This window comes from Alcaligenes sp. RM2 (assembly GCF_052931795.1).
Window position 1 is genome coordinate 38416 of sequence record NZ_JBRFIO010000002.1, and the last position, 26838, is coordinate 65253.

26 protein-coding genes are annotated in these 26838 nt (G+C 59.3%); 5 read left to right on the plus strand and 21 right to left on the minus strand.

The features are described from left to right. Positions 1 to 6: 6 nt before the first annotated feature. The 17 genes from ACU6HM_RS07000 to ACU6HM_RS07080 form a co-directional block, all read right to left on the minus strand. Positions 7 to 693, minus strand: a complete 687-nt coding sequence (locus tag ACU6HM_RS07000; RefSeq protein ID WP_250756602.1) for a 4'-phosphopantetheinyl transferase family protein — start codon at positions 691 to 693, stop codon at positions 7 to 9. Between the two features lies 1 nt (position 694). After that, on the minus strand, positions 695 to 1411 hold the full coding sequence (locus tag ACU6HM_RS07005; RefSeq protein WP_009462853.1) for an ABC transporter ATP-binding protein: 717 nt from the start codon (positions 1409 to 1411) through the stop codon (positions 695 to 697). Then, positions 1408 to 2166, minus strand: a complete 759-nt coding sequence (locus ACU6HM_RS07010) for an ABC transporter ATP-binding protein (RefSeq protein ID WP_302357342.1) — start codon at positions 2164 to 2166, stop codon at positions 1408 to 1410. Before ACU6HM_RS07010 ends, ACU6HM_RS07005 begins: the two co-directional genes overlap by 4 nt. Then, complete coding sequence (locus ACU6HM_RS07015; RefSeq protein WP_009462849.1) at positions 2163 to 3101, minus strand: branched-chain amino acid ABC transporter permease; 939 nt, start codon at positions 3099 to 3101, stop codon at positions 2163 to 2165. The genes ACU6HM_RS07010 and ACU6HM_RS07015 overlap by 4 nt, the downstream gene beginning before the upstream one ends. Then, positions 3102 to 3971, minus strand: coding sequence for a branched-chain amino acid ABC transporter permease (locus ACU6HM_RS07020; protein ID WP_035268872.1), 870 nt, complete (start codon positions 3969 to 3971; stop codon positions 3102 to 3104). An 8-nt stretch (positions 3972 to 3979) separates the two neighbouring features. Then, positions 3980 to 5182, minus strand: a complete 1203-nt coding sequence (locus ACU6HM_RS07025) for an ABC transporter substrate-binding protein (RefSeq protein WP_230940611.1) — start codon at positions 5180 to 5182, stop codon at positions 3980 to 3982. Between the two features lie 251 nt (positions 5183 to 5433). After that, positions 5434 to 5895, minus strand: a complete 462-nt coding sequence (locus ACU6HM_RS07030) for a MarR family winged helix-turn-helix transcriptional regulator (protein ID WP_009462841.1) — start codon at positions 5893 to 5895, stop codon at positions 5434 to 5436. 115 nt (positions 5896 to 6010) lie between these two features. Then, on the minus strand, positions 6011 to 6787 hold the full coding sequence (locus tag ACU6HM_RS07035) for an ABC transporter permease (protein WP_235484294.1): 777 nt from the start codon (positions 6785 to 6787) through the stop codon (positions 6011 to 6013). A gap of 40 nt (positions 6788 to 6827) precedes the next feature. Then, complete coding sequence (locus ACU6HM_RS07040; protein WP_035268452.1) at positions 6828 to 7613, minus strand: ABC transporter permease; 786 nt, start codon at positions 7611 to 7613, stop codon at positions 6828 to 6830. Then, the gene (locus tag ACU6HM_RS07045) at positions 7610 to 8374 is read right to left on the minus strand and encodes an ABC transporter ATP-binding protein (RefSeq protein ID WP_009462836.1); all 765 of its coding nucleotides are present in this window, start codon (positions 8372 to 8374) and stop codon (positions 7610 to 7612) included. Before ACU6HM_RS07045 ends, ACU6HM_RS07040 begins: the two co-directional genes overlap by 4 nt. Further along, a complete protein-coding gene (locus ACU6HM_RS07050; RefSeq protein ID WP_009462834.1) occupies positions 8371 to 9345 on the minus strand; it encodes an ABC transporter substrate-binding protein in 975 nt (324 codons plus the stop codon). The genes ACU6HM_RS07045 and ACU6HM_RS07050 overlap by 4 nt, the downstream gene beginning before the upstream one ends. A gap of 74 nt (positions 9346 to 9419) precedes the next feature. Continuing rightward, entirely contained in the window at positions 9420 to 10436 is a 1017-nt protein-coding gene (locus ACU6HM_RS07055) for a 3-hydroxybutyryl-CoA dehydrogenase (RefSeq protein WP_203145184.1), read from the minus strand. After that, complete coding sequence (locus ACU6HM_RS07060; RefSeq protein ID WP_060186119.1) at positions 10436 to 11518, minus strand: NAD/NADP-dependent octopine/nopaline dehydrogenase family protein; 1083 nt, start codon at positions 11516 to 11518, stop codon at positions 10436 to 10438. Before ACU6HM_RS07060 ends, ACU6HM_RS07055 begins: the two co-directional genes overlap by 1 nt. A gap of 164 nt (positions 11519 to 11682) precedes the next feature. Beyond that, the gene (locus ACU6HM_RS07065; protein ID WP_446763579.1) at positions 11683 to 12462 is read right to left on the minus strand and encodes an alpha/beta hydrolase; all 780 of its coding nucleotides are present in this window, start codon (positions 12460 to 12462) and stop codon (positions 11683 to 11685) included. Positions 12463 to 12468: 6 nt separating this feature from the next. Next, positions 12469 to 13602, minus strand: a complete 1134-nt coding sequence (locus ACU6HM_RS07070) for an ABC transporter substrate-binding protein (protein WP_446763580.1) — start codon at positions 13600 to 13602, stop codon at positions 12469 to 12471. A 14-nt stretch (positions 13603 to 13616) separates the two neighbouring features. Beyond that, positions 13617 to 14402: an ABC transporter ATP-binding protein gene (locus ACU6HM_RS07075; protein ID WP_021447071.1), complete on the minus strand. Its 786-nt coding sequence runs from the start codon at positions 14400 to 14402 to the stop codon at positions 13617 to 13619. Positions 14403 to 14405: 3 nt separating this feature from the next. Next, positions 14406 to 15458: a FecCD family ABC transporter permease gene (locus ACU6HM_RS07080; protein ID WP_021447070.1), complete on the minus strand. Its 1053-nt coding sequence runs from the start codon at positions 15456 to 15458 to the stop codon at positions 14406 to 14408. Positions 15459 to 15541: 83 nt separating this feature from the next. Here ACU6HM_RS07080 and ACU6HM_RS07085 point away from each other — a divergent pair, with 83 nt between their 5' ends. The 3 genes from ACU6HM_RS07085 to ACU6HM_RS07095 all read left to right on the plus strand — a co-directional run bounded on the left by ACU6HM_RS07085 (position 15542) and on the right by ACU6HM_RS07095 (position 21029). After that, positions 15542 to 16297 carry an alpha/beta hydrolase gene (locus tag ACU6HM_RS07085; protein WP_369326115.1) on the plus strand — a complete coding sequence of 252 codons (756 nt, stop codon included), beginning with the start codon at positions 15542 to 15544 and terminating at the stop codon, positions 16295 to 16297. 157 nt (positions 16298 to 16454) lie between these two features. Beyond that, a complete protein-coding gene (locus ACU6HM_RS07090) occupies positions 16455 to 19655 on the plus strand; it encodes a helicase-related protein (protein WP_446763581.1) in 3201 nt (1066 codons plus the stop codon). A 180-nt stretch (positions 19656 to 19835) separates the two neighbouring features. Continuing rightward, positions 19836 to 21029, plus strand: coding sequence for a multidrug effflux MFS transporter (locus ACU6HM_RS07095; RefSeq protein WP_336972971.1), 1194 nt, complete (start codon positions 19836 to 19838; stop codon positions 21027 to 21029). A gap of 6 nt (positions 21030 to 21035) precedes the next feature. Here ACU6HM_RS07095 and ACU6HM_RS07100 read toward each other — a convergent pair whose 3' ends face one another. Beyond that, positions 21036 to 21605 (minus strand): DMT family transporter, encoded by a 570-nt coding sequence (locus ACU6HM_RS07100; RefSeq protein WP_446763582.1) that lies wholly within the window; start codon positions 21603 to 21605, stop codon positions 21036 to 21038. 89 nt (positions 21606 to 21694) lie between these two features. On the opposite strand from ACU6HM_RS07100, the gene ACU6HM_RS07105 reads away from it, so the two are divergent. Then, on the plus strand, positions 21695 to 22591 hold the full coding sequence (locus tag ACU6HM_RS07105; RefSeq protein ID WP_083054340.1) for a LysR family transcriptional regulator: 897 nt from the start codon (positions 21695 to 21697) through the stop codon (positions 22589 to 22591). Between the two features lie 169 nt (positions 22592 to 22760). After that, positions 22761 to 23735: a FecR family protein gene (locus tag ACU6HM_RS07110; RefSeq protein ID WP_254500039.1), complete on the plus strand. Its 975-nt coding sequence runs from the start codon at positions 22761 to 22763 to the stop codon at positions 23733 to 23735. A 33-nt stretch (positions 23736 to 23768) separates the two neighbouring features. Here the strand turns inward: ACU6HM_RS07110 and ACU6HM_RS07115 are convergent, their stop codons facing one another. From ACU6HM_RS07115 to ACU6HM_RS07125, 3 genes are all read right to left on the minus strand, one after another. Then, a complete protein-coding gene (locus ACU6HM_RS07115; protein ID WP_021447067.1) occupies positions 23769 to 25328 on the minus strand; it encodes a TerC family protein in 1560 nt (519 codons plus the stop codon). Between the two features lie 71 nt (positions 25329 to 25399). Further along, positions 25400 to 25750, minus strand: a complete 351-nt coding sequence (locus ACU6HM_RS07120; RefSeq protein WP_022983384.1) for a hypothetical protein — start codon at positions 25748 to 25750, stop codon at positions 25400 to 25402. A gap of 145 nt (positions 25751 to 25895) precedes the next feature. Beyond that, positions 25896 to 26759 (minus strand): pirin family protein, encoded by an 864-nt coding sequence (locus tag ACU6HM_RS07125; RefSeq protein ID WP_021447066.1) that lies wholly within the window; start codon positions 26757 to 26759, stop codon positions 25896 to 25898. Between the last annotated feature and the right edge of the window lie 79 nt (positions 26760 to 26838).

Here is a 26838-nt window from a genome sequence, read left to right on the forward strand (position 1 = left end):
TCAGATTTACTCGTGCTCAGTCAGCTTGGTGTCAGGCAGTTGAGCGCTGTCCAAAAAGCTGACTGTCCACGGAGCAAAGGGGGTGTTCAGGCAGATGGCGGCGGCATAGTTTTCCACCGGCCGGTGACTGTGCACCACCAAACCTTGCAAGATGGGATGGGGGGATTGTACGGTGCATCCATGATCTGGGTGACCGTCCAAGGATAATTCTTGAGGCTGAATATGAAAACCCGTGCCTGCATGTTTCAGGGCGGCCTCTTTGCCACACCAAAGCGCGTAGAAGTCCAGATCGCTCTTTAGCCAGGACCGCTCGGACGGCACACTGCAATGTTCGACCAGCCCTGCTTTGACGGGCAGGCGCATGGCCTCGATGTCTATGCCTATAGTTCGGTCGGCAATTCCAATCAGCACACGCTCGCCGCTGTGCGACAGGCTAAAGTGCAGATCGGCATCGTCCAGATCCAGCACGGGCTTGCCATGTTCCAGTTGGGTGATGGGAACGGCGCGTGGCGTGCAGCCCAGCAAGGGCGCCAGAAAATGGCGCAGCGCACCGTGGGCCAGCAGGCTTAAATGCTGGTCCGACTGCTGTCTGCGACGGGCAATCACCGCCAAGGTGTGGTCGGGAACCTGGTTTCGTAACCAGGATTCCATACCGTCGGGCAAGGGAAGCGACAAACTGTATACGGACAGCATGTCAAAGTCCCAGATGGCGTTGCAAAAGGGCGGCGTCCTGGCGCAGTTGCTCGGCAGGGCCGTCATACACCAGCTGACCATTACCCAATAACAAAGCGCGTTCGGCCAACTGCAGAGCCAGACTTAAATTCTGTTCGGCGATCAGTACGGTAATACCTTGCTCGTTCAGCGTTTGCAGCTGCGGCAACAAGGTGTCCTGAATCGTCATGGGAGCCAGGCCTTCGCTGGGTTCGTCCAGAACAATAATGGAGGACTGCGTCAGCAGCGCACGGGCCAGTGCCAGCAATTGTCGTTCGCCACCGCTCAAGGCGGAGCAGGAGGACTGGCGGCGTTCGTACAGACGCGGCATGGCTTCGTAGATGCTGTTCAGCGTCCAACGATCATCCGAGCGCGGACGCCGTGCCAGCCCGGCCAAACGCAGGCTTTCCTGCACGGTCAGCGTTGGGAAACGGCCCCGGCCTTGTGGTACCAAAGCCATGCCCAGCAGGGCGATTTTGTGCGTGGGCCAACCTGCAATGTTTTTCCCGTGCACATTGATTTGTCCGCTCCACTGCGGGCCCATATTGAACAGGCAGTGCAGCAGGCTGGTTTTTCCGGCGCCGTTGCGGCCCAGCAGGGCCACACTTTGCCCGGCGGGGATATCCAGCGAAATTTCTTGCAGAATGTCGGCACGGTCGTAGCGTGCATGCAGGCCGGAGATGTTCAGCGCTGTGCTCATGCCGCCTCCAAAGCCAGTTCGCCCAGATAGGCCTGACGCGCGCCTTCGTGCTGGCGCACGGCGTCCGGGGTGTCGCAGGTCAACAAGGTGCCCGATGACAGCACGGCAATCCGGTCACATTCCTGGAAAACAATATCAATGTCATGGCTGATCAGCAGCACGGCACATTGGCCGCGCATGGCGTGGACCAATGCCATGACTTCACGCGATTCGGACTCGGACAGACCAGCGGTAGGCTCGTCCAGCAAGAGCACGCGGGGTTGCTGCGCCAGGGCGATCAGCAAATCCAGAATGCGCTGCTCTCCATAGGACAAGGATCGACCCAGCACATGGCCCCGGCCGGCCAGGGCGCTATGTTCCAGCAATGCTTCGGCTGCTTCTTGGCTGGCGGCGCGGGCGGCCTTGCGGCCCCACCAGTGGTAGGCGCAATCTTTTTTGATGCGCACGGCCAGAGCCAGGTTTTGCAGCAGGGTCAGTTCAGGAAAAATACGGCTGGTCTGAAAGCTGCGCACCATACCTTGTTTGGCGCGTTCAATCGGGCCCAGACTGCGCAGGTCCTTGCCTTCCAGGAATACCTGACCGCTGGAAGGAGTGGCCAGACCACTGATGATGTTGAACAGTGTGGTTTTACCTGCGCCATTGGGGCCAATCAGCCCTAGGGTTTCGCCCGCACGCAGCTCCAGGCTGACGTCCGTCAGGATATCCAGACCGCCTACATGCAAGGCCAGTTCGCGAGTGCTTAATAAAACGCTCATGCAGACCTCTTGCGTCGTTCTGCCAGACCATTGGGCATGAACAGAACTGTCAGCACAAAGATCAAACCTACCAGTAACTGCCAACGATCCGTGTAGGAGCTCAGGTAGGTCTGGGCAAACAGATAGAAGGTGGCCCCAATAAATGCGCCACGCCAGGTGCGTATGCCACCGATCACACCCATGATGATGAGCGTGGCCGAGAAGCTCCAATGCACTTGCTGCGGGCTGACGTACTGATTCGCAAAGGGATACAGGCCGCCAGCAGCACCCGCTACCGCACCCGCAATCATGAAGGTGTAAAGGCGGATACGCCATGCCTGATAACCCAGGGCGGCCATGCGCAAGGGCTGATCGCGCAGACCGGTCAAGGCCAGCCCGATTGGGGCGCGGCTGAAAGAACGCAGCAGCAACCAGCAGATGACCGCCAGCGCCAGGGCCAGAATCATCAGGGTGTAGGGGGCGCTCAAGGGCAGATCGCCCAGGCTCAGACGCGGGAAACCGCGCAGGCCATCGGCACCGCCCGTGACATCACGCCAGCGAAATGCAACTTCCCAGATCAATTGCCCGGCGACCAGCGTAGCCACCATGAAAAACAGCTCGGAACTGCGCAGGCTGATCAGCGCCATCAATATGGACAACAGAGTGCCCGCCCCAATGCCCACCAGCAGCATCAGCGGCAGGGACGCGCCCCAATACTGGCTGCTGACAGCGGTGGCATAGGCGGCAAAGCCAAAGACGGCACCGTGGCCCAGGGATACCAGACCGCCGTAACCTATCAGGAGATTGACGCTAAGGACTGCGCAAGCAATCAGCAGGGCTTCGGTGCCAAAGCGCCACAAGAAGGCGTCGCCCCAGAAATAGCTGCTAAGCAAGACCAGGCAAGCCAGAGCAGGCCAAAGTCCAGTGCGCAGCAGGCAGGTGTTGAGCTTGTTCATTTAAACCTGACGCGTAGCGGATTTGCTCAAGCCATTGGGCCAGCAAAGCAGAAGGCCCAGCATGACGGCCAGGGTGGCGGCATTGGCAAAGGCTGGAACCCAGACGCGGGCAAAGGTGGTGACGAAACCCAGAATCAGCGCGCACAGCAAGGTGCCGCGTACCGAGTTCAAGCCGCCAATGACCACCACCAGCAAGGCCAGCAAGAGGATTTCTTCATCCAGACCGGGGTAAACCGACAGCATGCCAGCGCCCAGGGCGCCGCCCAAACCGGCCAGACCAGCGGCCAGCGCCATGCCGATGGCAAACAGGCGACGCGAGTTCAAGCCCAGGGTCTCGACAATCTGGGCGTCCTGCACGCAAGCGCGAATGGCGGCACCCCACAGGGTGCGATCCAGCAGGAACCAGAACAGCAAGGCCAGCGTCAGGCCGGTGACGATCAGGAACAGACGATAGGTGGGGAAGGGCAGGCCCATGATCCACACGCCGCCACGCAGCACTTGCGGCAGCATGGGCGAGAGCGTGTCGGCGCTGAAGCCCCAGCGCATCAAATCCGCCAGAATGACGGACAGGCCGTAGGTCAGCAGCACCTGCATCAAGTGGGTGCGCTGGTAGAACTGGCGAAAGGGGAAGCGGTCCAGCAACAGGCCCATCAGCCCGCACAGTGCGAAAGCGGCGGGAAAGGCCAGCCACCAGGGCGCGCCGGATGCCAGCCACTGGACGCTGATATAGCCGCCCAGCAGGAAAAAAGAGCCGTGTGTCAGGTTGATGAAGTTCATCAGGCTGAGCACTAAAGACAGCCCCAGCCCCGCCAACATCAGCAGTGCTGAGAAGGACAGGGCATTGAGGATTTGAAGCAGAAAATAAGACAAGGTGGAGCTCAAGAACGCGGGCCGGGGTCCTGGATACGCTGGTAAGTGTGGACCACCGTGTTAAAGGGGCGACCTTGCGCGTCTTTTTCCACCCGGTTGACGTAAATATCCAGAATGGACTGGTTATTGCGCGGGTCAAAAGCCATGGGGCCAAAGGCGGTGTTGATAGGCTTGTCCAGCAGGGCCTGTTTGAAGGCCGCCTTGTTGGACAGATCACCCTTGACCGCATCCAGACCGGCCTTGATGACCTGGCCGGTCACGTAACCGGAGGTGCTGGCTTCGCCGGGCAAACGGCCACGGCTGGCCTGGTAAGCAGCCACAAAGTCCTGGGCAGCCGGAGCGCCGGGCGATTGGTGGAAGGTACTGACGCCACCCAAAGCAGCTTCGCCCACAGCGGTAATCACGTCTTCCTGATCGAACAGGGCACCGGGGCCCACGATCTGAATCTTGCCGTGCAGTTGGTAGTCCTGCATTTGCTGGTGGAAACGCACAGCGTCGGCACCGGCCAGGAAGGTGTAGACAAACTTGGGATTGCTGGCGGCCAGATTCATCAGGATAGGTGCGAAGTCGGGTGTGCCCAAGGGCGTCCAGATGCGCTCACCCAGCGTGCCGCCTTGTTCCTGATAAGTATTGGCGAAGTCTTCAATGTATTCGCGGCCAGCGGTGTAGTCCGAACCCAGCGTGATGCCGCCGGATTTTTCAATGTGCTCGAAGGCCCACAAGGCGCCGGTGTGGCCCAGCATCCAGCTGGTTTTGGTGGGGCGGAATACGTAGGGGCTGGCTGCTTCACGAGCCAGGCCATTGGCAGCGGCATTGGAAATGAAGGTAGGCAGTTGCGCATCGTGCACGATGTCACGAATGGCCAGTGCGATATTGGCGCTGATGACACCGCCCAGAACGTCGATCTTGTCGCGCTCGATCAGCTTGCGCACTTTACGGATGGCTTCGTCCGGTTTGCCGTGGTCGTCTTCTACCAGCAACTGCACCTTGCGCCCGCCCATCTCGTAATTGCACTGTTGCAGCATCAACTCCAGACCGGCGCGCATGCTTTCGCCCAAGGAGGCGAAGGGGCCGGACAAGGATGTCAGCAGGGCAATTTTCAGGGGACCGTCTTGGGCGCGAAGCAGGCGGGGAACGCCAAACAGCAAAGGGCTGGCTGCGGCAGCCAGCAAAAGCTGGCGACGTCCAGCACGGGTAGGGGAGAGAGTCACGAGATCTTATTTTCCGTAAGAAAGCCAAGCTTGCCTGGCAGGACATCTCAGGCAGGAGGCTGCGCTACTAAATGTTAATCATTATCATTTTATGGTCTTTCCTAACGTAAATAAAGGCTCATACCCTTGAATGTCCATTTCGTGCGTGGGTCTTTAAAGGCAACGCGCCCCGATTGGGGGCGGATTCAGGGTGACAACGGTATGAAAACGGCCACGCGGACGCTTTATAAAAAAGCACAGGGGCGGGCTATTTAGCGCGCATCTCCATTGATATTGGCGCGAATGCGGTTCAGGAACTGGCGCAACTGGGTCAGTTCTTCCGCCGAAAAGCCCTGGATGGCGCGGTGATGAATGTCCAGAGCCGCGGGCAGAACACGCAGAAAGTGCTGGCGACCTTGCTCATGCAGATGGATCAGTACACGGCGCTGGTCCAGCGGGTCGGGCTGGCGGGACAGGTGGCCCGCGTTTTCCATTACCACCAGGGCGCGCGACAAGGTGGTTTGATCCACGTCGGTATATTGCGCCAGGGTACTGACGCCCAGGCCATCGGTTTCGTTCAGAAAAGCCAGCACACGCCAGTGCAGCAGGGTCAGTTCATGGCTGCGCAGCAAGGTTTGAAAGTCAGCATTTAAGGCCGAGGTGCTGCGATTGAGCAGATAGGGGATAAACGTATCGTGCCCGGTATAGGCGTCAGTCAGAGTACGGCTGGCCATAGTGAAGCGACTTCCTTGATGCAAAAAAAAGCAGGCTACTCGTTCAGAGTGATTGAGTGAGCCTGCGAAAGCCCGGCCAGCGCTGCCATTGGCCGGGCAAGTGGTTGGTTCAGTATCAGTTCGTATGATCCACTTTGCGCTGCAAAGCGGCAATCGTCAGGTTCAGTGCGAAGCCCAGCACACAGATCCAGACCAAGGGTACAAACATATCAATCGTGCGGTAGCTGCGTGCGGCGGCGGTCAGCATATGGCCCAGACCGTCGGTGGAGGCAATCATCTCGGCCAGAAAGACCACCACGCAGGCAATGACGCCTGCCACCCGAACACCGGCCAGCACGGTCGGGCTGATGGCGGGCAAAATGATTTTCCACAGGCAGGCGCTGCGAGATGTCCCGGCGGCACGCGCCGACCAGATCAGCTTGCGGTCCACCGTTTGCGCAGCCACCCAACTGGCCATCAGCACAGGGAAAATCGCATCCGAGACCACCAGAGCGATTTTCGATGAGCTTTCAAACCCCATGATCAGGATTAGTGCCGGGTAAAGGGCGATCTTGGGGATAGGGGCCAGCAGACGGATCAGGGCATCCAGCAGAAACGAACTCCAGCGCGTCAGCTGTGCAATCAGCGCCAGGGCCACACCGGCCACACAGGCAATCAGTAAACCGCTAATCAGGCGGTAGACAGTGATGCCCAGGTTCTGCCAGAAGTCCGCCTGACCGGCCAGCTCCAATACACGCATCAGAATGGAAGAGGGGGCAGGCAGCAACTGCGGGCTGACCCAGCCCGAGCGGGTGCACAGCTCCCAGACAATCAGCATCAGGGCCGGACTGATGCATAAAGACAGTCCCGACAAATCCCGGCGTTTGGCCGGGCGGGTTGGAGTAGAACGCATAGCTTGTCCCGGTGAGGCTAAGGTTTTGGTGGTCATAGCGTCATCCTTTGTCCATCAGGCTCTGGGTCGAGTCATGCCAGTGTGTGCAGCGTTTGCGGACAAACTCGAACAGCGCATCGCAGGCAATGCCCAGCACGGCCAGCAGCATGATGACGGCATACACCGTGGAGTACTGCGCCATATCCATGGAGGTGAACAGCAGATTGCCTATACCTTCCTGACGCGCAATCATCTCGGAGGACACCATCACGATCAGGGCCATGACCACCCCGACCCGGCAGCCAATCATGACTTCCGGCAAGGAGGCGGGCAGAACAATTTTGCCCAGACGGGCAATGGGCCCCATGCCCATGGACTGGGCGACCCAGATCAGCTTGGGCTCGATGCGGGTTGCGCCGTGATAGCTGTGATAGAGCAAAGGCAGGGACACGCCCAGCGCAATAACCAGGATCTTGGAGAAATCCCCCAGACCGAACCACAGCATCAAGATCGGCATCAAGGCCGCTTTGGGCATGGGATAGGCCAGGGCCACCAGAGGATAGAAAGCGGTATAGACCAGGCGGCTGCGGCCCATGGCCAAACCCAGGGGGACGGCCACGACCAGTGCCAGGGCATAACCGGCAAACATGCGGCCAACCGACTGCAGGATTGCCGACCAGGCCATCGGGTCGCTGATCAGGGCAGGCAGTTCGCCCAAGGCCGCCCAAGGGCTGGGGAAGGAATCCAGCCCTACCCAACGGGCCAGCCCTGCCCAGGCCAGCAGCACCAGAATGGCCGCCATGACCAAGGAGGCCCAGCGATGTTCATACCAGTGCTGTGGCGTCATGGGTGGGCCTCCGCCATCAAGGATTGCTCCAGACGAATAATGGTTTCCTGATAGACCGGATTGCGCAGCAGCTCGCTACGGACGCGGGGGCGGGGCAGATCAATCTCCACTACCTCCTTGATGCGGCCGGGCGAGCCAGTCATGACAATCACGGTATCGGACAGGAAGACGGCCTCGTCCACGCCGTGCGTCACAAAGACCACGGTGTTGCGTAACTGCTCCCACAAGCTGAGCAGTTCCGTTTGCAGGGTGACGCGCGTGTGGGCATCCAGCGCCCCGAAGGGCTCGTCCATCAGCAGGATGTCCGGCTCATAGGCCAGGGTGCGGGCGATGGCCGCACGCTGACGCATACCGCCGGACAGTTCACGTGGATAGAAGGAGGCGTAAGGCCCCAGCTTGACCTTGTCCAGCCATTCGCTGGCGCGCTGTTCGGCCTGGTCCTTGGGCATGCCTTGTTCGCGCATGCCGTAGGCCACGTTTCCCAGCACGGTTTTCCAGGGGAACAGGGCGTACTCCTGAAACACCGGGCCCCGGTCCGGGCCTGGGCCGGTAATGGGCTTGCCCTTGACGCGGATCTGGCCGCTGGAGCAGGACTCAAAGCCCCCTAACATATAGAGCAGGGTGCTTTTGCCGCAACCGCTGGGTCCCAGAATAGACACGAATCGCCCTGCCGGAATGCTCAGGGCGATGTCTTGCAGGGCCGTATGGCTGCGGCCCTGCCGGGTGTTAAAGGTTTTACCGACACCATCCAGTTCAATCATGGTGTTGCCTCGCGTAAATCAGCCCGATAAAAGTCCTGCACGTTCAAGGCTTTCTTCAGGAAACCAGCCTTGTGATAGCGGTCGTAGGTGCCCTGGATGGATTCCAGATTGGGCTGCATATCCGGGACGCGGGCAAAGTCCTTGTCGGTGAACAGGTACTGGGCCAGCAAGTCCTTGGGCGCACGGGTAATTTGTGCCGTGACTTCTACGGCCAGTGCAGGGTCTTTGCTGAGCATGCCCATGGCCGTTTTCAAGTCCTGCACATAGGCGCGCACCACTTCGGGATTGGCGTCGCTATAGGATTTGCTGCAGGCTTCGAAAATCTGTACGGATGGGCTGGCCACTTCGGACAGGGAGAACAGTTTGCGCAAACCGCCTTTCTTCTCGTTCAGCAGGGCAAAGGGCTGGGCCATGGGACCGGCATCAATACGGCCACTGCGAATCGCGTCAGCTGCAGGTGGAAAGCCGGTTTCAACGATTTTTACATCCTTGTCCGGGTCAATACCGTTCTGGCGCAGCCACAGCAGCATGTCGAAGTACACACCGGCTCCATAAGCATTGGTGCCAATGACCTTGCCTTTCAGGTCCGCCGCGGTCTTGATCGGGCTGTCTTCCTTCACGGCCCAGTAGACGGAGAAGTGGTCATCGTCCGAGTGCACGTGCTGGGCCACGATATAGGCTTCCAGACCGCTTTCAATAGCGCCATTGGCCAGCGACATGGGGGCCATGGTGGAGCATTCCAGAACGCCAGCACGCATGGCTTGCACCATGGGCGAAGTGCCCTGGAACTGAGTCCACTGGATTTGATATTTCTTGCCCAGTTGCGGGAACAGCTCGGGGCGCTTGGCCATCAGGTATTTGGCTTCCTCGCCCGGAATGGTCCAGCCTACCCGCAAGGTGGGGACTTCCTGAGCTTGGCTCAGACCGTGACAGCTCATCAGGGCAAACAGCAACGCAGCGGTTTTCTTCATCGCAGGGCCGTCCCAAGATGAAGAGCGCCCTCTTGGAGGGCAGCAAGACGAAGGCGCAGCGTGGGAGTCTTTTTTCATTCCTGTGTCTCCTTGGCAAGGTGTTCGGCGCGGGCAGGGGCCAGGCCGATGTGATCCAGCATTCCCAGTACGCGGGCCAGCACGTCGCGTCGATACGCTTGTTGCTGGTCCACCGGGTATTCGTGAAAGCCTTGTCCGCTGCGCAGACCGTTGCGTCCACTTTCCATATAACGGGTGATGATGTCGGGTACGGCGTAGCGTTCCGGGTCCAGGTTCTGCGACAGGTATTGCCCGGCGTGATACAGAATGTCGTTGCCGCCGTAGTCGATGAACTCCAGCACGCCGATGCTGGCAAAGCGGAAACCCAGGCCGTAGCGGGTGGCCTTATCAATATCGACTGCGCTGGCTACGCCTTCCTCAACCATGCGAGCGGCCTCGTTCATGATCAGGGTTTGCAGGCGTGGAACGATGAAACCGGGGTGGCAACCACAGACCACAGGCACTTTGCCGATGGATTCCAGATTGCTTTGCAGACGGCTCAAGGTCTGCTCGCTGGTGCCGGGGTGGGCACTGATTTCGACCAGTGGAATCAGGAATGCCGGGTTAAGCCAATGTGCGTTCAGGAAACGCTCCGGATGGCTCAACATGGGGGCCAGATCCGAGGCCAGCATGGTGGAAGTGGTGGAGGCGATCAGCGCATCGGGCCGGGCCAGTTCACCGATACGTCCCAGGGCGTCGGTCTTGGCTTCTTGTGTTTCGGGCACGCCTTCATAAATCAGATCGGCCTGGCCCAGCACTTGCGCCGCTGCGCTCAAGGGGGCGACGCTGATGCAGGCCAGATGGTCGTCGATCTGTTCGGTGGCGAACATGCCCAGGTCGGCCAGTTGTTCCAGCGTGGCACGCAATTCCTGGCGTATTTCGGCTTCCAGACGGGCACTATCAGCAGGCTGACGGGGTTTGAAATCCAGTAAGGTCACGGCTTGGCCGCGCAGCGCATAGGCCAGGGCGATGCCCCGCCCCATGCGACCTGCGCCCACCGCAACGATACGTTTGATCGGGGCGGGCGCGTTCATCAGGCTCTCCCGGCTTGCAGCATCTCTTGCAGTTGCTCGCGGCTCATCGTGTCCAGACCCAGGCTGGCCAGTGTACGTTGGCCTTGGCGCAAATCTTCACCCACGATGGCACCGGCAATCGCCAGCAAGCCTTTGGTGACGGGAGCATCTACACCGGCCCAGTCGGCTACCGAGGCAAAGAAGGCCAGACCCAGCATGGTGTCTTCACGCATGTAGCGGTGTTCGTGCAGGTCGATCTTCTCGCGCCAGTCGCCGCTTTTCACCAGCTTGGAGTGCGAGGAACGGTCGCCATACATCCACTGATCGTTTTCATAATGGTCGGACAGCGGGAAGTGCGGGGCACCGTAGCCCAGCGCTTCACGAATGCGCATGCGCTCATTGTCCAGTTGCGTGGTCACGGCACGGACCGAAGGCTGAGTGCCTTCGTTATGAATGTCCCAGGCCGGGAAGTGCTCCAGCGGGCCGGCGTTCATCATGATCAGCGGTGGGTGGATGATGGGGCCGGCGTTCATCAGGGCACCGGACAGGGCATCTTCGCAGCGCTCCACGCTGGGGAAGACCTTGCCAATCACATCCAGGGCGTGGTCGGTATTGCGCGCGGGGTACACGCCGGTAGGCAGGCGGGTGGCGCGGGTGGTGATGTTGATGACGGTATCGCCATGTTTGCGGGCCAGCCAGGGCAGGGTGCCGGTTTCGGCCCAGCTGACATCGGCCTTGTTGCCGGTGCCGCGCACGATCTCGCTCATGATGAAGGAGCCAAAGGTGCCTGGGGGCAGAAATACGACCTGACCGTCTGTCAGGTGCGGAGCCATGACGCGGGCAATATCGGTTTGGGCAATGGCGGGCGAAGGAATCAGTACCAGATCGGCACCGGCGATGGCCTCGCCAATATCGGCGCAGACTTTGGCAATGGGGATTTCGCGCTCGCCTGCTTCGTCTTTCAAGGTCATGACTGGACGGTCCAGCAAAGGCTGCAACTGGGCCGTATCACGACGCCATAAACGGACCTCGTGGCCCTGTTCGCTCAAGTCTGCCGCTGCTGCGTAACAACCGTGCCCGCCACCTAATACCGCTACCTTCATGTTTGTCTCCAATCTCTTTTTTTGATTTCTATGCACTTGCATATAAATACAGACTAAAAGAAGTTGAGGCCTAAAACAAGAGGATGAATGGGGGGAGTTACCCTAGGGCGGGAAAACTTGGATATGAAGTAAAAAGGCGCGTCATGCGCGCCGGAAGAACACGGCTAAGCCGCGCCACAAGCCAGTTCCAGGGCACGCAAGGTGGCTTGGGCCAGAACGTGGCCGTGGCCGGCTCCGGGCAGAACATGCAGATTCGCCTGCATGCCTTGGGCTTGCAAGTGCGCTTGGAGTTTTTGCATGGTGGGCAGGGTAGGCACACCATTTTTGCGTCCTTCCGGGCCCGCTGCCTGAGCGCTAAGCGGATACCAGGCCTCGGAGGCACCGGCCAGAATATCTACCAGTACCGGCTTGTCTACCTGCTCCAGCAAGGTCCAGATCAGGGGATCACGCCACCACAAGGAAGGGCTGGCGCACAGGTAGTGCTGAATGGGCAGGCTTTGCCGGCTAAGGGCATACAGCACGAACAGGCCAGCGTAGGAGTGGCCGTACAGGCTGATGCGCGAACGGGTCAGCGCAGGCTCCATGCTTTGGGCCAAGGCTAGTGCCATACGCACTTGTTCGATCATGGCAGGAGCGCCACCCGCCTGCCATTGGGGGACGCGTGGGTCTTCCCATAGAGTGCTGTCCGGGCTGGGCGGGGTGTAATCCAGGGCGCGATAACGTGTGATCTGATCGCGCTCGCCTTGGTAACCCAGCGACAGAATCGCGCAGTGCTGCAAGGCGGGGTGGCCGCTTTCTTCCAGCAAGGGCAAGGTCCACTGACCATCGAGCAGGCACAGCAAAGGCAGGGGGCCTTGTTCTGGCTTGCTGTCTGGCAGGCGTAGCAAGACGTGATGGGGATGGCCGCCCGCAGGCGGCAGTTCCAGTGGAATCAGGCGTGACATGAAGGCTTAGGGGGCGGGCTTCAAATCAATCATGTAGGTGCCTTCCATCGGCACGGTCAGGAAGCGCTGGTTCACTTCTTCCAATGTCTTCAAGGCCGATACGCCCTGAAAACGGTCGGGGTGAATCCAGGCCGCCAGAGCTTCGATAAAGATCATGTGCAAAGGTGAATCGTTGAAGGCATGCCAGATGCCGTGGCTATTGCCGCTGCGCACGGCTGGCAGGGCTTGCAGACGATTGCCGTCAATAATGGCTTGCAGGCTTTTACGAGCCTGGTCTTCGTTGACGCCTGTGCCAATAGCCAATCCACCGGAGGTGGTGCGCTTGCCTGCGCCTGTGCCCGTAGCCACATAGACCACAGGCGCGCGGGAATTGATGTATTCAAAATTCAGCTTGCCGGTGGAGCTTTTCAGGACATCCGCGCCAATATTGTGGCCGCCTGCATAGCTGATCATGTCGTTAAAGGTGCCTGCGCCGGGCGAGTTGCAGCAGTCCGTGCTGCCTGCATGGGCATGCACAAAAACGGGCGGATGATCCGCCTTGGGCAGATCGGCCAGTCGCTGGGCAACGCCCTGCATGTGTTCTTCGTAGAACTGGATGAACTCGTCGGTGCGTTCTTTCTCACCCACGGCGTAGCCCAATGCGCGCAGGCTGGGTACGGTGTTCTCCAGCGGGTTCACAAAGAAGTCGATCACAATGACGGGCACTTTGGCGGCAGTCAGGCGCTGGATCAGGGCCGAGTCGCGTGTGTCCTGACCGGGAGTCAGGCCCGCAAAGGCAGCCGTCAGCACGACCAGATCCGGACGTAGGGCCAGGGCCTGTTCGATCGAGAAGGTATCTGCCGTATGGCGACCCACAATAGGGATATTGGCCAGTTGCGGGTAGCGCTTCAGATAGGTCTCGTACTCGTTGGAGAAGGAGGTTTTGAACTCGTCCGACCAGCCTGCAATCAGGTTTGCAGGCTCGGGGTGGACCAAAGCCAGTACCGGGAAGTGACGTGCCTGAGTCAGCACAATGCGTTTGGCGGGGCCAGGCAGGGTAACGGTACGACCCATGGCATCAGTAACTTCGATGGGCTGGGCCTGCACGCCCAAAGGCAAGAGCAAGGTCAGCGACAGCAGCAGGTGGCGCAGGATGTTCATGGGTTCTCCGAAGGTCACAGCACAGGCTCTTGCAGCCCGTCGATAATGATTTGCAAGGTGCCTTGCGAGCAGCTCTCCACGCGGGCGCGTACGCCATAAGCCTGGGCCAGCGAGTTGGGAGTAATCACCTTGGCAGGCTCGCCTTGCGCCAGCAGACCACCGCCTTCAATCATCAGCGCATAGTCACTATGGCGCAGAGCTACGTTCAGGTCATGCAGCACGATCAGAGTGATCAGATTGTTGTCGTGGGTTTCCTGGGCCAGCAAGTCCATCACGTGGAATTGATAGTTCAGGTCCAGAGCCGACAAGGGTTCGTCCAGCAGCAGCAGGGTAGGCTTGCGTATCAGGGCTTGCGCCAGGCCCACCAGCTGTTTCTGACCGCCCGAAAGCTGGTCCAGATAGTGCATGGACAAGTGCGCAATGCCCAGGCGTTGCAGGATGTGCATGATGTGCTCATGATCCACATCGCGGGCGTGGCCACCAGGGGCCGAGGCATTGGCCGCCACCAGTACGGATTCAAACACACGCAGGTGGACCGAGGCGGGCAGGGATTGGGGCAGGTACACCACTTTTTGGGCGCGCTGCTCGAAGCTGACGCCGCTCAGCTCCTGACCGTCCAGCAGGATCTCGCCGGTGGTGGGCTTGAGCAGCCCCGCCAGGGACTTGAGCAGAGTGGATTTGCCGCTACCATTGGGGCCCAGCAAAGCCACCAGCTGACCGGGCTGCAAAGGCTCGATGGTCAACTTGGACAGAATTTCGCGTTTGCCGTAAGACAGGCTCAGATCGTGGACTTCAAGCATGGTTCACTTTATTTGGCGTCGCAGCACAACGCCCAGGAAGAAGGGCACACCCACCAGCGAGGTGACAATGCCGACCGGAATAATGATGCCGGGCACAATGTTTTTCGAGGCAATCGAGGCCAGCGACAGAATCACCCCACCGACCAGCGCACTGCCGGGCAGGTAGAAACGGTGATCTTCACCAAACAGGCGGCGGGCAATATGCGGCGCAATCAGGCCCACAAAGCCGATGGTGCCCACAAAGGATACGGCCAGTGCGGCCAGCAAGCTGATACGCAGCAAGGACACCAGGCGCAGGCGTGAGACATTGATACCAAAGCTGGTGGCGCGGTCTTCACCCAGACGCAGGGCGGTCAGTTTCCAGGTATCACGCAGCGACAGCGGCAGAATCAATGCAAACACCGCCAGCATGATGCCGACCTTGCCCCAGGAGGAGCGCGACAGACTGCCCATGGTCCAGAACACCAGCCCTTGCAGGGCTTCGGCGCTGGCCACAAATTGCACCAGCGAAACCAGTGCATTGAAGGAGAACACCAGCGCGATACCAAACAGCACCAGGTTGGCGGTACTCATGGCGCCCCAGCGGGCCACCGCGTCCAAAAGCATGGCGGATAGCAGGGCAAAAATAAAGGCATTGGCGGCAATGGTCCAGGCTTGCGGAATGCCGGGAATCGACAGGTCCAGCACAATGGCCAGGGACGCGCCAAACGCCGCTGCCGAGGAAATCCCCAAGGTAAAGGGGCTGGCCAGTGGGTTATTCAGAATGGTCTGCATTTCCGCACCGGACAGGCCGAGTGCCAAACCAATGGCCATGGCCATCAAGGCATAAGGCAGGCGGATTTCCCAGACGATAACGCGGGTGGTCGGGTCGGACTGTTCCGGGTTGAACAGCGCATGGCTCAGTTCTCCCAGGCTAAGACCCGAGGGCCCCAACATGAAGTCGGCCACAATCGAGGCCAGAATCACAAGAACCAGGGCCCCAACCAGGAGCCAGCGACGTCTGAGGATGTGTTGATAGTCGGCCAGCGCAGGAGCCGGAACAGCAGATGTGGACATTAAGTGTCTGAATGATAACCGTTTACATAGAAAGAAAGTATAGTTCATCAGCCGGGCTTTGGCGTCCTTACCGCGATTCTTTTATGCAGCTTGAACATTTGGATTTTCTTTCCCTATTGGGCCGACAGTATCGTCTGACTTTGGCCTGGCCGGACGTGCCAGCGCCTGCGCAGGGCTGGCCATTGCTGTGTGTGCTTGATCTACCGCAATTTGAAGCGGTGTTGGCCACCTGTGAAAAGCAGGCTCCACAAGCCTGTGCCGTGCTGGGGATAGGTTATGGCGCGGAGGTCTGGCGCGATCAGGACTTCACCCCCGCGCTCAATGGAGAAGCGGGCCACGCGCCAGATTTTCTGGCCATGATGCAGGACGTTTTCTTGCCCTGGGCCTACGCACAGGCGCCTTTGAATGCGCAGCGGCGTTTGCTCTGCGGCCATTCCCTGGGTGGCCTGTTTGCCTTGCATCTGCTGTATCAACAGCCAGAATTGTTCGATGCACTGGTGGTGTCCAGCCCCTCGGTCTGGTGGGGGGAGGGCTATCTGGCTCGACTGCTGGCCCAACCCTTGCCCAAAGCCGCTATGACGATGCCCGTACAGTTCTCCGTTGGCGAGTTCGAGCAAAGCCTGGGCCCGGCAGAAGAAGCCATGCCTGAGGACAAGCGCGAGCTGCGTCGTTTACGTTTGCAAGAGCGCCGCATGGTGGATGGCACCCGCGAACTGGCGCAGGCTTTGGCGCAGCAACAAGGTGGTGAGCCGCGTTTTCGCATCGTGCCGGGTTGTAATCACAGCCAGTCCGGTTTGGCTGCTTTGCCGCAAGCTTGTCTGGAATGGTTGGCTGAGTAGTCCTGTGTCTTCTTACCCACAAAGACGTGCAGCACGGTGATTGCCTGTATCCTCTGAACGTCCCCGAGCAGACCCGTATAATGCTGCTCATGCTTGCTTGAACCGGCTTGTCTGCCTTTCTCGTTCTCTTCTTCCCGTATTTTCAGGTCCCCGCCCTATGGCTGCGCGTCGCGCTTCGTCTGTTTCCGATTCTCCCGTTCCCACTCAAGCGGGCTTGCTGCTCCATCCTCAATGGCTGGATTACCCTCGTCTGGAAGGTGTGGCTCGTCAGGTCGCCAAGAAAGCGCGTTTTCAGGACCGGGCAGGCATACGGCGCGTGTGGCTGAAAGCCTGGCGCTTGCCGCAGGACGCCGCCTTTTTCAATCAGATCATCGCTGCCGAACTGGGTTTGAAGGATGCGGACCAGCGTTTACAGTCCCAAGGTGTGCCCGAGGTCGTGATTCGTACCCTGCGCCTGCTGTATCAAATGAGCGTGGACAAGCTGGAAGCGGATATTTATGAAGCCTTGCGTGAGCAACTGCTTGAACAGCGCGCTCAATTGGCCGGAGCGATAGCCTCCCAGTCCTTGCCTTTAAGCGAGAACTGGCCCGAAGCCGAGCGCGGCCCGCGCTTGCAGGCTTTAGTGCAGGCCTGGCAGTCCATGCCTTTGGCGCAGACCTATTTGTGGCAGTTACAGGCCGAACAGCGCGATCGCGAGCAACGCAGTCAGCGCTGGGAGCAGGCCCAAAAAGAACGTGAACAAGCGCGTCAAAAAGAACAAAACGACAAACAGCGCAAGTTCAATCAGGCCCAGGAGCGTTTGACAGCCTGGCTGAAAGAGCAAGGTTGCGAGCCGCAACGCATCACCCTGGAGGCCTTCGAGGGCCTGCAAGCCGGGGAACCTGCCCATTGGTTCATGACCGTGTATGGCCGCAATGCCAGTGCCGCTGTCTTGACCCAGGAGTTCAAGCTGGATGCCGAGCAGCAGGAGTTTTTGCTGCAGGCTCAAGCCCAACGCCAGGAGCGTCAGAGAGAGCAACGACAGCAGCGTTGGGCTTGGGAGCAGGAGTGCATAGGGTCGGAAGAAACGATGGCCTTGCTGGGCATTACTCGTCAGGAATACGAGCTATGGCTGGCTGATCGCCGTTTGCCCAGTACCAAACTGGAAGTGCGTGGCGGAGCCGCTGGCGGCCGTGACCGTGTTGCCCATCACCCGGATTTATTGGCAGCGATTGATCAAAGCCAGATTGAGCAATGGCGCGAGCAATACGCCAGCAGCTTGAGCAATCGTGAACGTGCGCAGTACCAGCGAGCGGCTGACCGTGCGCGTACACAATGGCGTCAGCAACAAGTGCTGAACCAGATCAAGAAGCAAGAAGCGTGCGATTACGAAATTGACCCGGAAGATCCATTGCGCCTGTGGTGGCACAAGGATTTGTGGCTGGCGGTGAATGTGCCCGTAGCGGGCGAGCGTCAGCACTGGCGCGCCAATGTTCGTATGCAGGCCGCCGTGCCTTTGCCACGTACCGGCTCGGAACTGGACCGACTGCCTGCCCGCGTCACGGTCTTGTTCAATGCAGCGGCTCAAAACCGCTTGTCCCAACGTCTGGAAGATTCGCTGGATGCATTTTTGCAAACCCAGCGCCCCCTGATTGATGGCTCGTCCTTTCTGGAACTGGCCAAAGCCTTGCGCATGGCTCTGGAAGAGGGCATCGAGCAAAAGGAAATCGAGGCCGGGGATTTTGAAAAGCGTCTGCTCAATGGCCCGGTGCGCCGCATTCTGGAAAGTGTGGAGCAACAGCGTGCCCAGGACTTGATGCGCCTGGGCGACTTCCCGGAAATGTTCAGCCTGGCCCGAGGCATCCGCCGCCATCTGGTGTTCCGTTTGGGCCCGACCAATTCGGGCAAGACGCACGAGGCCCTGGAAGCCCTGATGGAAGCCCGATCCGGCGTATATCTGGCTCCGCTGCGACTGCTGGCCATGGAGGTGCGTGATCGTCTGATGAACGCGGGCATCCCCTGCAATCTGGTTACGGGCGAAGAGCGCGTGATGGTGCCCGGTGCCCAGCACACTGCCTGCACGGTCGAGATGATGGACCCCACGATGGAAGTGCGCGTGGCCGTTCTGGACGAGATTCAAATGTTGCAAGACGAGCAGCGCGGCTGGGCCTGGACTGCAGCTCTGGTCGGTGTTCCGGCCCGTACCCTGTTTGTCTGTGGTGATGCTTCCGTCCTGCGTCCGTGCGAGCGTCTGGTGCGTTCCATGGAAGAGACCATGGAGCTGGAATTTACCGAACGCAAAACCCCGCTGGAGGTCATGCCTTATCCGGTAGACCCGCCGCGAGCCACAGGCAAGCAAGGGCGTCAGGAAGCGCCGTGGCGGGGGCGCAAAGATCGTCAACGTGAAGCTCAGGGCGTGTCCAAAGGTGATGCGGTGGTGGCTTTCACCCGTAAGGATGTCTTAACGCTAAGTGCGCGTTACCGCGCCCAAGGCTGGAAAGTTGCCACCATTTATGGCGCGCTGGCTCCGGAAGTGCGCCGCACCGAGTCCGAGCGCTTTTCCCAAGGCGAGGCCGATGTGCTGGTAGCCACCGATGCGATTGGCATGGGCTTGAACCTGCCGATTCGCCGCGTCCTGTTCTCTACGGTTCACAAGTTTGACGGCCGCTCCATGCGAGCCTTGAACGCAACCGAAGTGCGCCAGATTGCCGGACGGGCAGGCCGCTATGGCTTGTACCCCAAAGGCTATGTGGGGGCGATGGACAAGCAGGATCTGAACCATATTCGTACCCAATTGCAAAGCGACGCCCCCAGCGTGGATTTGCGCTTGCCCATTGCACCCAGCCCCGAGCACGTGCAGGCGCTGGCCTCTTTACTGGATAACAACAATATCGGCGCTGTGCTGCAGTACTTTGCGCAGAAAGTGGCTTCCGATAGCCCCTTGTTTCAGACAGCGGGTTTGAAAGACGCCATCGAGCTGGGCTTTTGTGTAGACCGCCTGGCTCCCAAGCTGGATTTGCGCGAGAAGTTCACCTTTGCCTGCGCGCCGGTGTCCGTGGATAAGGATACGGAGCTGGATTACTTCAAGCGTTGCCTGTCTGCCTATGTGGCACAACGCCCCATGGCCTTGCCACCGGCGCCGTCCTGGCTGAAATCCGCCAGCCCCTCCCGCCTGGAAGACGCCGAATTGCTCAGCAAGCAGATCAGCCTTTATGCCTGGTTCAGCATGAAGTTCCCGCAAGTGTTTGACCAAGGCCCGTGGTTGCCGGAAGTGCGCTCCCTGGTCAGCCGCTTTATTGAGCGCAGCCTGCTGCATCAAAGCGGTTTCGGACAAACCAGCCGCGAGGCTTTTGGTACGCCGTCGCCGGGCAGACGCTGATCTTTTTTTCAGACAAGTGGCTACCGGGCCAGCTAGCATGAAAGCGGCTTGGCTCGATCCGCTTTATATCGTTTGATACACTGTGCACCGTGCGGATGTGTCCGTACGGTCCGGTTAAGGGGTACCATGCCCCTATCCCTGCGCTGATTCTGGCGCCCTCCCTGTTTTCCAAAGCTATCTATGAATTACCGCAAGCTGACCTTGGTGTTGGCGGCGTTGGCGATGCTGGGGCCTTTTGCTACCGATGCCTATCTGCCGTCATTTCACCGTATCGGTGTTGAATTTTCCGTTGACCAGTCAATGGTTCAGCAGACCTTAAGTCTGTATCTGTTTGGTTTTGCCTTCATGAGCCTGTTCTGGGGCATGTTGTCCGACAGCTTCGGGCGGCGTCCCGTGATTCTGGCCTCCCTGATCCTGTTTCTGATCGGGTCCGTGGGCTCGGCGCTGGCCCCCAGCTTTTCCTGGCTGTTGTTCTTCCGTTTGATCCAGGGCTGTTCGGCAGGTGCCGGACGTGTCGTCGGTCAGGCCCTGGCGCGCGACTGTGTACAAGGGGTGCAAGCTCAGCGCTTGTTTGCCCACATCACGATGGTCTTCAGTCTGGCCCCGGCGCTTGCACCGGTCATGGGCGGCTATTTAAGTAGTTATTCGGGCTGGCGCTCGGTGTTCTGGATGCTGACGGTGCTCAGTATTGCCCTGATTGCGCTGTGCTGGCGGCAACTGCCTGAAACCTTGCCCCTGGCCTCGCGCCAGCCCTTGAAGCTGTGGGTGATTCTGGCCAATTACGCACGGGCCTTGAGCAATGGCCGCTTCGTGCTGGCGATCTCCGCCATTGCCTGTGCGTTTGGCGGCTTTGCCTTGTACATTTCGTCGGCGGCCAGCTTTGTGATTGGTGTGCTGGGCCTGACAGAAACCGCCTTTGCCTGGCTGTTCCTGCCCTTTATTGGCGGTATGTTGGGTGGCTCTATTCTGAATGCCCGCTTTGCCGAGAAATTGGCCCCGGCACGCATGATTCGTCTGGGCCTGTCCCTTATGCTGGCTGGCGCGGCGTTCAACACCGTGTACAACCTCCTGTTCCAGGCAGAAGTGCCGTGGGCCGTGATGCCTATTTTTGTGTACGCCTTTGGCATGTCCATGGCCTTGCCGGGCATGACGGTGGTGACCTTGGGCACCTTCCCCACCATGCGCGGCCTGGCTTCCTCGGTACAAAGTGCCTGGCAAATGCTTTTGTTCGCCACCGTTTCCGGTGTGGTGGCTCCGCTGCTGTTCGATAGCGGCTTGTTGTTGGCCTTGGGCATGTTGTCGGCGGCTGCCTTGTCGGCCGGGTTCTGGTGGTGCAGCCAGTTCCGTTCCAAATCGACCGAGGCGTCCGCTTAAGCGACATCAAGATCGGGTGCTGTTGTCAGCGCCAGCGCGTTGAGTCAGACTTGGATTGTTTTCCTGAGCGCCACTTTGATCTGCAGTGGCGCTTTTGCTTTCAGCCGCCGCAGCTACGGAAGGCGTAAACCATTGCACCAGGCCCATGCCCACCAAAATCAGCAGCACGCCCGCTATGCGTCCCATATGTACCGGGCGTGGTGTCAGGCCCATCAAACCGTAGTGGTCGATCAGCATGGAGCTGAGCATTTGCCCGGCCACCACACAGACAATAAAGCTGGCGGCGCCCATGCGTGGCGTCAGAATCAGGGCGGCGCTGATGTAAATGACCCCGCCAACGCCACCCGTCCATACCCACCAGGGGGCATGCGCCAGTTGCGCGGTCAGGGGAGCGGGGGCGCGCATCAGCCAGATTGTGGGCAGCACCAGAGCCGCACTGATACAGAGCGACACCAGTGTGGCCCAGAGCGGATGCCCCAGGACCTTACCCAGAACGGCATTGCTGGCAGCTTGAAACGGCACGGCCGAACCGGCAAAGACAGCCACCAACATACTGAACAAAGCGGGACCGGGCATGAGCGTATCTCCATAAGAATCAAAGCTCTATCTTGCACTATTCGCAATTCTTATTGAAATTAATAGTGTGCACAGTCATTATTCGTTCTATGGATGAACTGCGCCGTATAGACCTGAATTTGATGCTGAGCCTGCATGCCTTGTTGACCGAGCAGCATGTGACGCGGGCTGCCCAGCGTCTGCATAAAAGCCAGCCTGCCGTCAGTCATGCCTTGGCTCATTTGCGCCAGGTGTTCAACGATCCTTTGTTGATACGACGCGGTTCCCGCTTGGAGCTGACCGCGTTGGCCTTGCAGTTGCAGCGACCTCTGGAGCAGGCTTTGCAGCAGCTCAATGGCCTGCTGGATGCGGGTGGCTTTGATCCAGCCAATGAACAACGTGAATTTCGCTTGGCCATGTCGGATTACGGCGCGCAAATTGTCTTGCCACCGTTGATGCGCCGCCTGCGTCGTGACGCACCGGGTATTCGGCTGGCGGTCAGCCAGGCCAGCCGGGAAGCCATGCAGGGTCAGCTGCGGGATGGCGAGATTGATCTGGCCTTGAGCGTGTTCTCGGAAATTCCGGCCGGCTTGCAGGCGCAGACCTTGTTTGAGGAACACCTGATCTGCATTGCGGATCGGGCCAGTCTGAGCGGCGGGCAAGCCCCTGCTTTGGAAGAGTGGTTGCAGCGCCCGCATGTGTTGCTGGCCATGCGTCCGGGAGGGGAAAGTGAGGTCGACAACGTCCTGAATCGGCTCGGTCTTAAACGGCAGATTGCCTTGTCCTTGCCGCATTGGAGTGCGGCAGCCCAAGTCCTGGCGGGCACGGACCTGATTTTGACGGTGTCCAGCCGCAGTGCCGAGCACTTGCGCGAACAGGCTGAACTGGTGTTTTTCCAGCCTCCCCTGCCCATTCCCTCGGTCTTGTTTCAGCAAGTCTGGCATAGCCGTCGCCACGCGGACCCGGCTCATGTCTGGCTGCGCCAGCAGTTGATGCAGTGCTGTTAAAGCCCGTCTTTACTCTTTATGACGGGCTATGGCTTGACGATAGGGCCTGCAGTTTCCGACAATTTATGTTTACTTTTGAATTCTCGTTTTTATCCGTTTAAACGGCTGGATAAAACGTTTTGGATTGCGTTTGTCAGTCCCTGTGTAGTGCTTTTTGAATTGATTGTTGATGAACCCTGCTAATGCCTTGAATCTGGATGAAGACACCTTGCACAAGGAGGCACGAGCCTGGGTCAGCCGCCTGAAAACGTCCTCGCTGACCTCTCGTCAGGCTCGGGAGCTGCGCCGCTGGTGTGGGCGCAGTCCTTCTCATGCATCCGCTTTTGCGCACGCGCGCGAAATGTGGGATGCCATGCCCCAAGATCGTGAAGATTGGCTGCGCGAAGCCAAGTTGATGAAAAAACGTGGCCACCAGCCTTTTCGCCGCGCCCTGCTGGGCGGTTTGCTGCTGGGTGGTGGCCTGTATCTGGTCGCCAAGCCTCCTATGCAGTTGTGGCCTTCCTTGGCTGATTTGCGTGCTGACTATCGCACGGGTGCGGGCGAGCAGCGGCGCGTGCAGTTGCTGGACCATGTCTGGCTGGATATGAATACGCGCAGTCGCCTGAACGTCGGTGACGACCCGCATCTGGGTCGAATTGTGGCTTTGCTGGATGGGGAAGTGGAAGTGCGACAGTCCGAGCGCTCGGCCTCGGTGTGTACGGTGTTTGCGGGTGCTGGCTCCATTCAGACCTTTAATGGCCGTACCAATATCCGCTATCTGGATGGCAAAACCGAAGTCACCTGTTTGTCCGGCAGTGCGCAGGTGGATTTTGGTGGACAGGGATATCGGCTGGCTGCCGGTGAGCAACTTGTTTACGGTCGCCATGCGATCAGCTCGGTGCAGACAGTTGCGGCGGAGGATTTCCCGTCCTGGCGTCAGGGCCGTCTGACTTTTCATGAGCAGCCTTTGTCGCAGGTGCTGGCCGAGCTGAACCGCTATTGGTCAGGACATTTGATTTTGCGAGACGCCACGTTAGGCCCTGTCTTGGTCAGCTTTGCCGTCAGTCTGGATAACTTGCCTGAGGCGCTGGACATTTTGCAGCAGTTATATGGCGTGGCGGTGACGCGCTTGCCTGGCGGAATCGCGCTTTTGAGTCGTGCTTGATTGAAAAAAGCCCGCTTTGCAGCGGGCTTTTTCTTACTCCTGTGTCTGCTCGGGTTCCTGCAAGCGGCTGACGTGCACCGTTGCAATACGACGCTGGCTGACTTCGGTAATCTCGAAGCGCAAGCCGTCTGCTTCAACGACCGTCCCTACCGTGGGCAGGGAGTCCAGACGCTCCAGCAGGAAACCGGCCACGGAATTGAAGCTGCTGTCTTTCAAAAGCAGGTCGTCCGCTTCCACGGCTTGGGCCAGCAAGAGCAGGTCTATGCTGCCATCCACTTGCCACAGGTTGGGGCCAATCTGCTGAATGGCGGGTTGTTCGTCCTCGTCGGGGAACTCGCCGGCAATGGCCTCCAGAATGTCGATGGGGGTCAGCAGGCCTTCAATCGCGCCGTACTCGTCCGTTACCAGCACGAACTGGCCATTGGACTGCTTCAACATGGCAATCGCGCTGAGTACATCGGTGTGTTCGTGAACGATGATGGGTTCACGCAGATCCGGCCACAGTTTGACTTGCGGGTAGTCGTCCAGATCGGCCAGCAAATCCTTGGCGCGAGCCACACCCACCACCTGGTCCAGATCGCCCTGGCACACCGGCAAGAAGCTGTGTGGGGTGGAGCGCAGTTGCTGGCGCAAGGTATCGGCGGAGTCCTCGATATTGAGCCAGGTAATTTCCTGACGAGGCGTCATCAAGGAGCGAATCGGGCGTTCGGCCAGGCTGAGCACACCGCTGACCATATTGCGTTCTTCGGTGCGGAAAGCCTGCTCGTCTAGTTCCAGCTGACCCTCGTTGCCGTTGTCGTCCTTGTCTTCATTCTTGCGGTTGCTCAGCATGCGCAGTACGGCTTCCGCGGTACGGTCACGCAAAGGACGGCGTGACTGCGAGCGCTGCAGGCTGCGGCGGGCAATCTGGTTGAAGAACTCGATCAGGATGGAGAAACCAATGGCCGCGTACAGATAGCCCTTGGGGATCTTGAAGCCCAGGCCTTCGGCGGTCAGCGTCAGACCAATCATCAGCAAGAAGCTCAAGCACAGCACCACCACGGTGGGGTGGTTGTTCACGAAGGTGGTCAGTGGCTTGGAAGCCCAGATCATCAGCGCAATCGAGATAATGACGGCTGCCATCATGACGGGTAGTTGATCCACCATCCCCACGGCAGTAATCACCGCGTCCAGCGAGAACACGGCATCCAGCACCACAATTTGGGCTACCACGACACCAAAGCTGGCATAGGCCTTGTTGGTGCTGGAGTGATGATCGCCACCTTCCAGACGTTCATGCAGTTCGCTGGTGGCCTTGAACAGCAGGAACAGACCGCCCAGCAGCAGGATCAGGTCGCGCCCGGAGAAGCTGAGCGGGCCAATGGAGAACAGTGGTGTGGTCAGGGTGACCAGCCAGGAGACGATAGTAAGCAGACCCAGGCGCATGATCAGCGCCAGCGACAGGCCGATCAGGCGAGCACGGTCGCGCTGATGCGGGGGCAGTTTATCGGCCAGAATCGCGATAAAGATCAGGTTGTCGATGCCGAGAACAATCTCCAGCACCACCAGAGTTAATAAGCCGACCCAGATGCTGGGATCGAGTAGCCATTCCATGATGTTGTCCTGTTAGACAGATAAATAAGTGCAAAAAAGCAAAGAAGCAGGGCGCCGCGGCGCGTCAGGCGTCAGACGCGGGGCGGGCGGTGCTCCGGGGCAAATTCGCAGCAAATTGCTGGCAGGCAATAGGTCGGACAAGCCGATGGCCAGGCATGCAGCCAGAAAGACTGAACCGGGCAGGGCAAGGGGGTATCCGCGTGATCGGCGTACTGTTGCATGGGCGTGTGCGCCAAAATGGCGCTGAGCTGATGCAGAGGATGATCGGCGGATGAGACACGGCGTTCCGCAGACTCGGCTGCATCGGATTCGTGTTGAGCGAATAAAGCCGATTGACCACCTTGCACGGTTGCGTGGTAGTGGGAGCTGTAAGCCTGCAGGGGAAGAATAAGAAGCAAGACGACGACGAACCAGCGTCTCATAGTGTCTAAGGGAAGTCGATGACGGTTCAGTATATCGTATGCGGGCTGGCTCAATGCAAGTGTGCTGTGATGATGGATGGTCAGGTCGGGGTGGCAGGGGCCGCCATCGGGGTGCGTGGCAGCTTGGAAATAGGAGAGGGAAAGCTCAGCCCAGGCAGCCAAACCGGCCCTGATCAAAGTCGGCAATTGCCTGGGTAATTTCCTGTTGTGTATTCATCACAAAAGAGCCGTAGGTCAAAACGGGCTCATCAATGGGCTCGCCGCCCAGCAACAGTAGCTGGGTGTCGCTTTGGGCGTTCAGCCGGATAGTCTGGCCTTCCAGGCTTAGCAACACGACCTGAGCGGGGCGCACTCGCGTTTGCTGGTTCACTTGTACTTCGCCGCGTCGCACCAGCAAGCTGGTGTTCCAGCCCTCGGGCACCTGAAAACAGGCTTGATGCCCGGCCTTGATCTGTATGTCCCACAACAGGAGCGGGCTGTGATGCCGGGCCGCGCCGGGCTGGTCCAGGTATTGCCCGGCAATCACTCGTATCTGTCCGGCCTGATCGGGCAGGGCCAGAACGGGAATGTCTGTGCTGGGCAGAGACTGCTGGCTGGGTGGCAGAGTTTTCGCACAAGCAGGCAGGTTGATCCATAGCTGCACCATTTCCCAAGTACCACCCTGACGGGCGAACGGCTCGGAGTGGCTGGCCTGATACAGCAGGCCGGAGGCCGCACTTAGCCATTGCACATCGCCCGGACCCAGAATGCCGCTATGACCGCTGGAGTCGCGATGCTCCAGCTCGCCCTGATACACCAGCGTGACGGTTTCAAAGCCGCGCTGCGGGGAGCCATGTACCTTGTGCCGACGGCTACGGGCCGGGTAGGGGGTGGGGGCGGCATAATTCAAGCGCAGAAAGGGGCTGTGCCGGTCCGCGTGGTCCTGATGGCTGAACAAGGTACGCGCCGCCAGGCCATCGTCACCCGCCAAAGAGGGGCATGGACTGAGGATGCTGACGACCTTTTTCATGGCATGGGTTCCGATTGAAAGCGCATACCCTCAAGGATAGGGGCGAAACCCCGCTATGATTAGCCCCCGCTATTGCAAA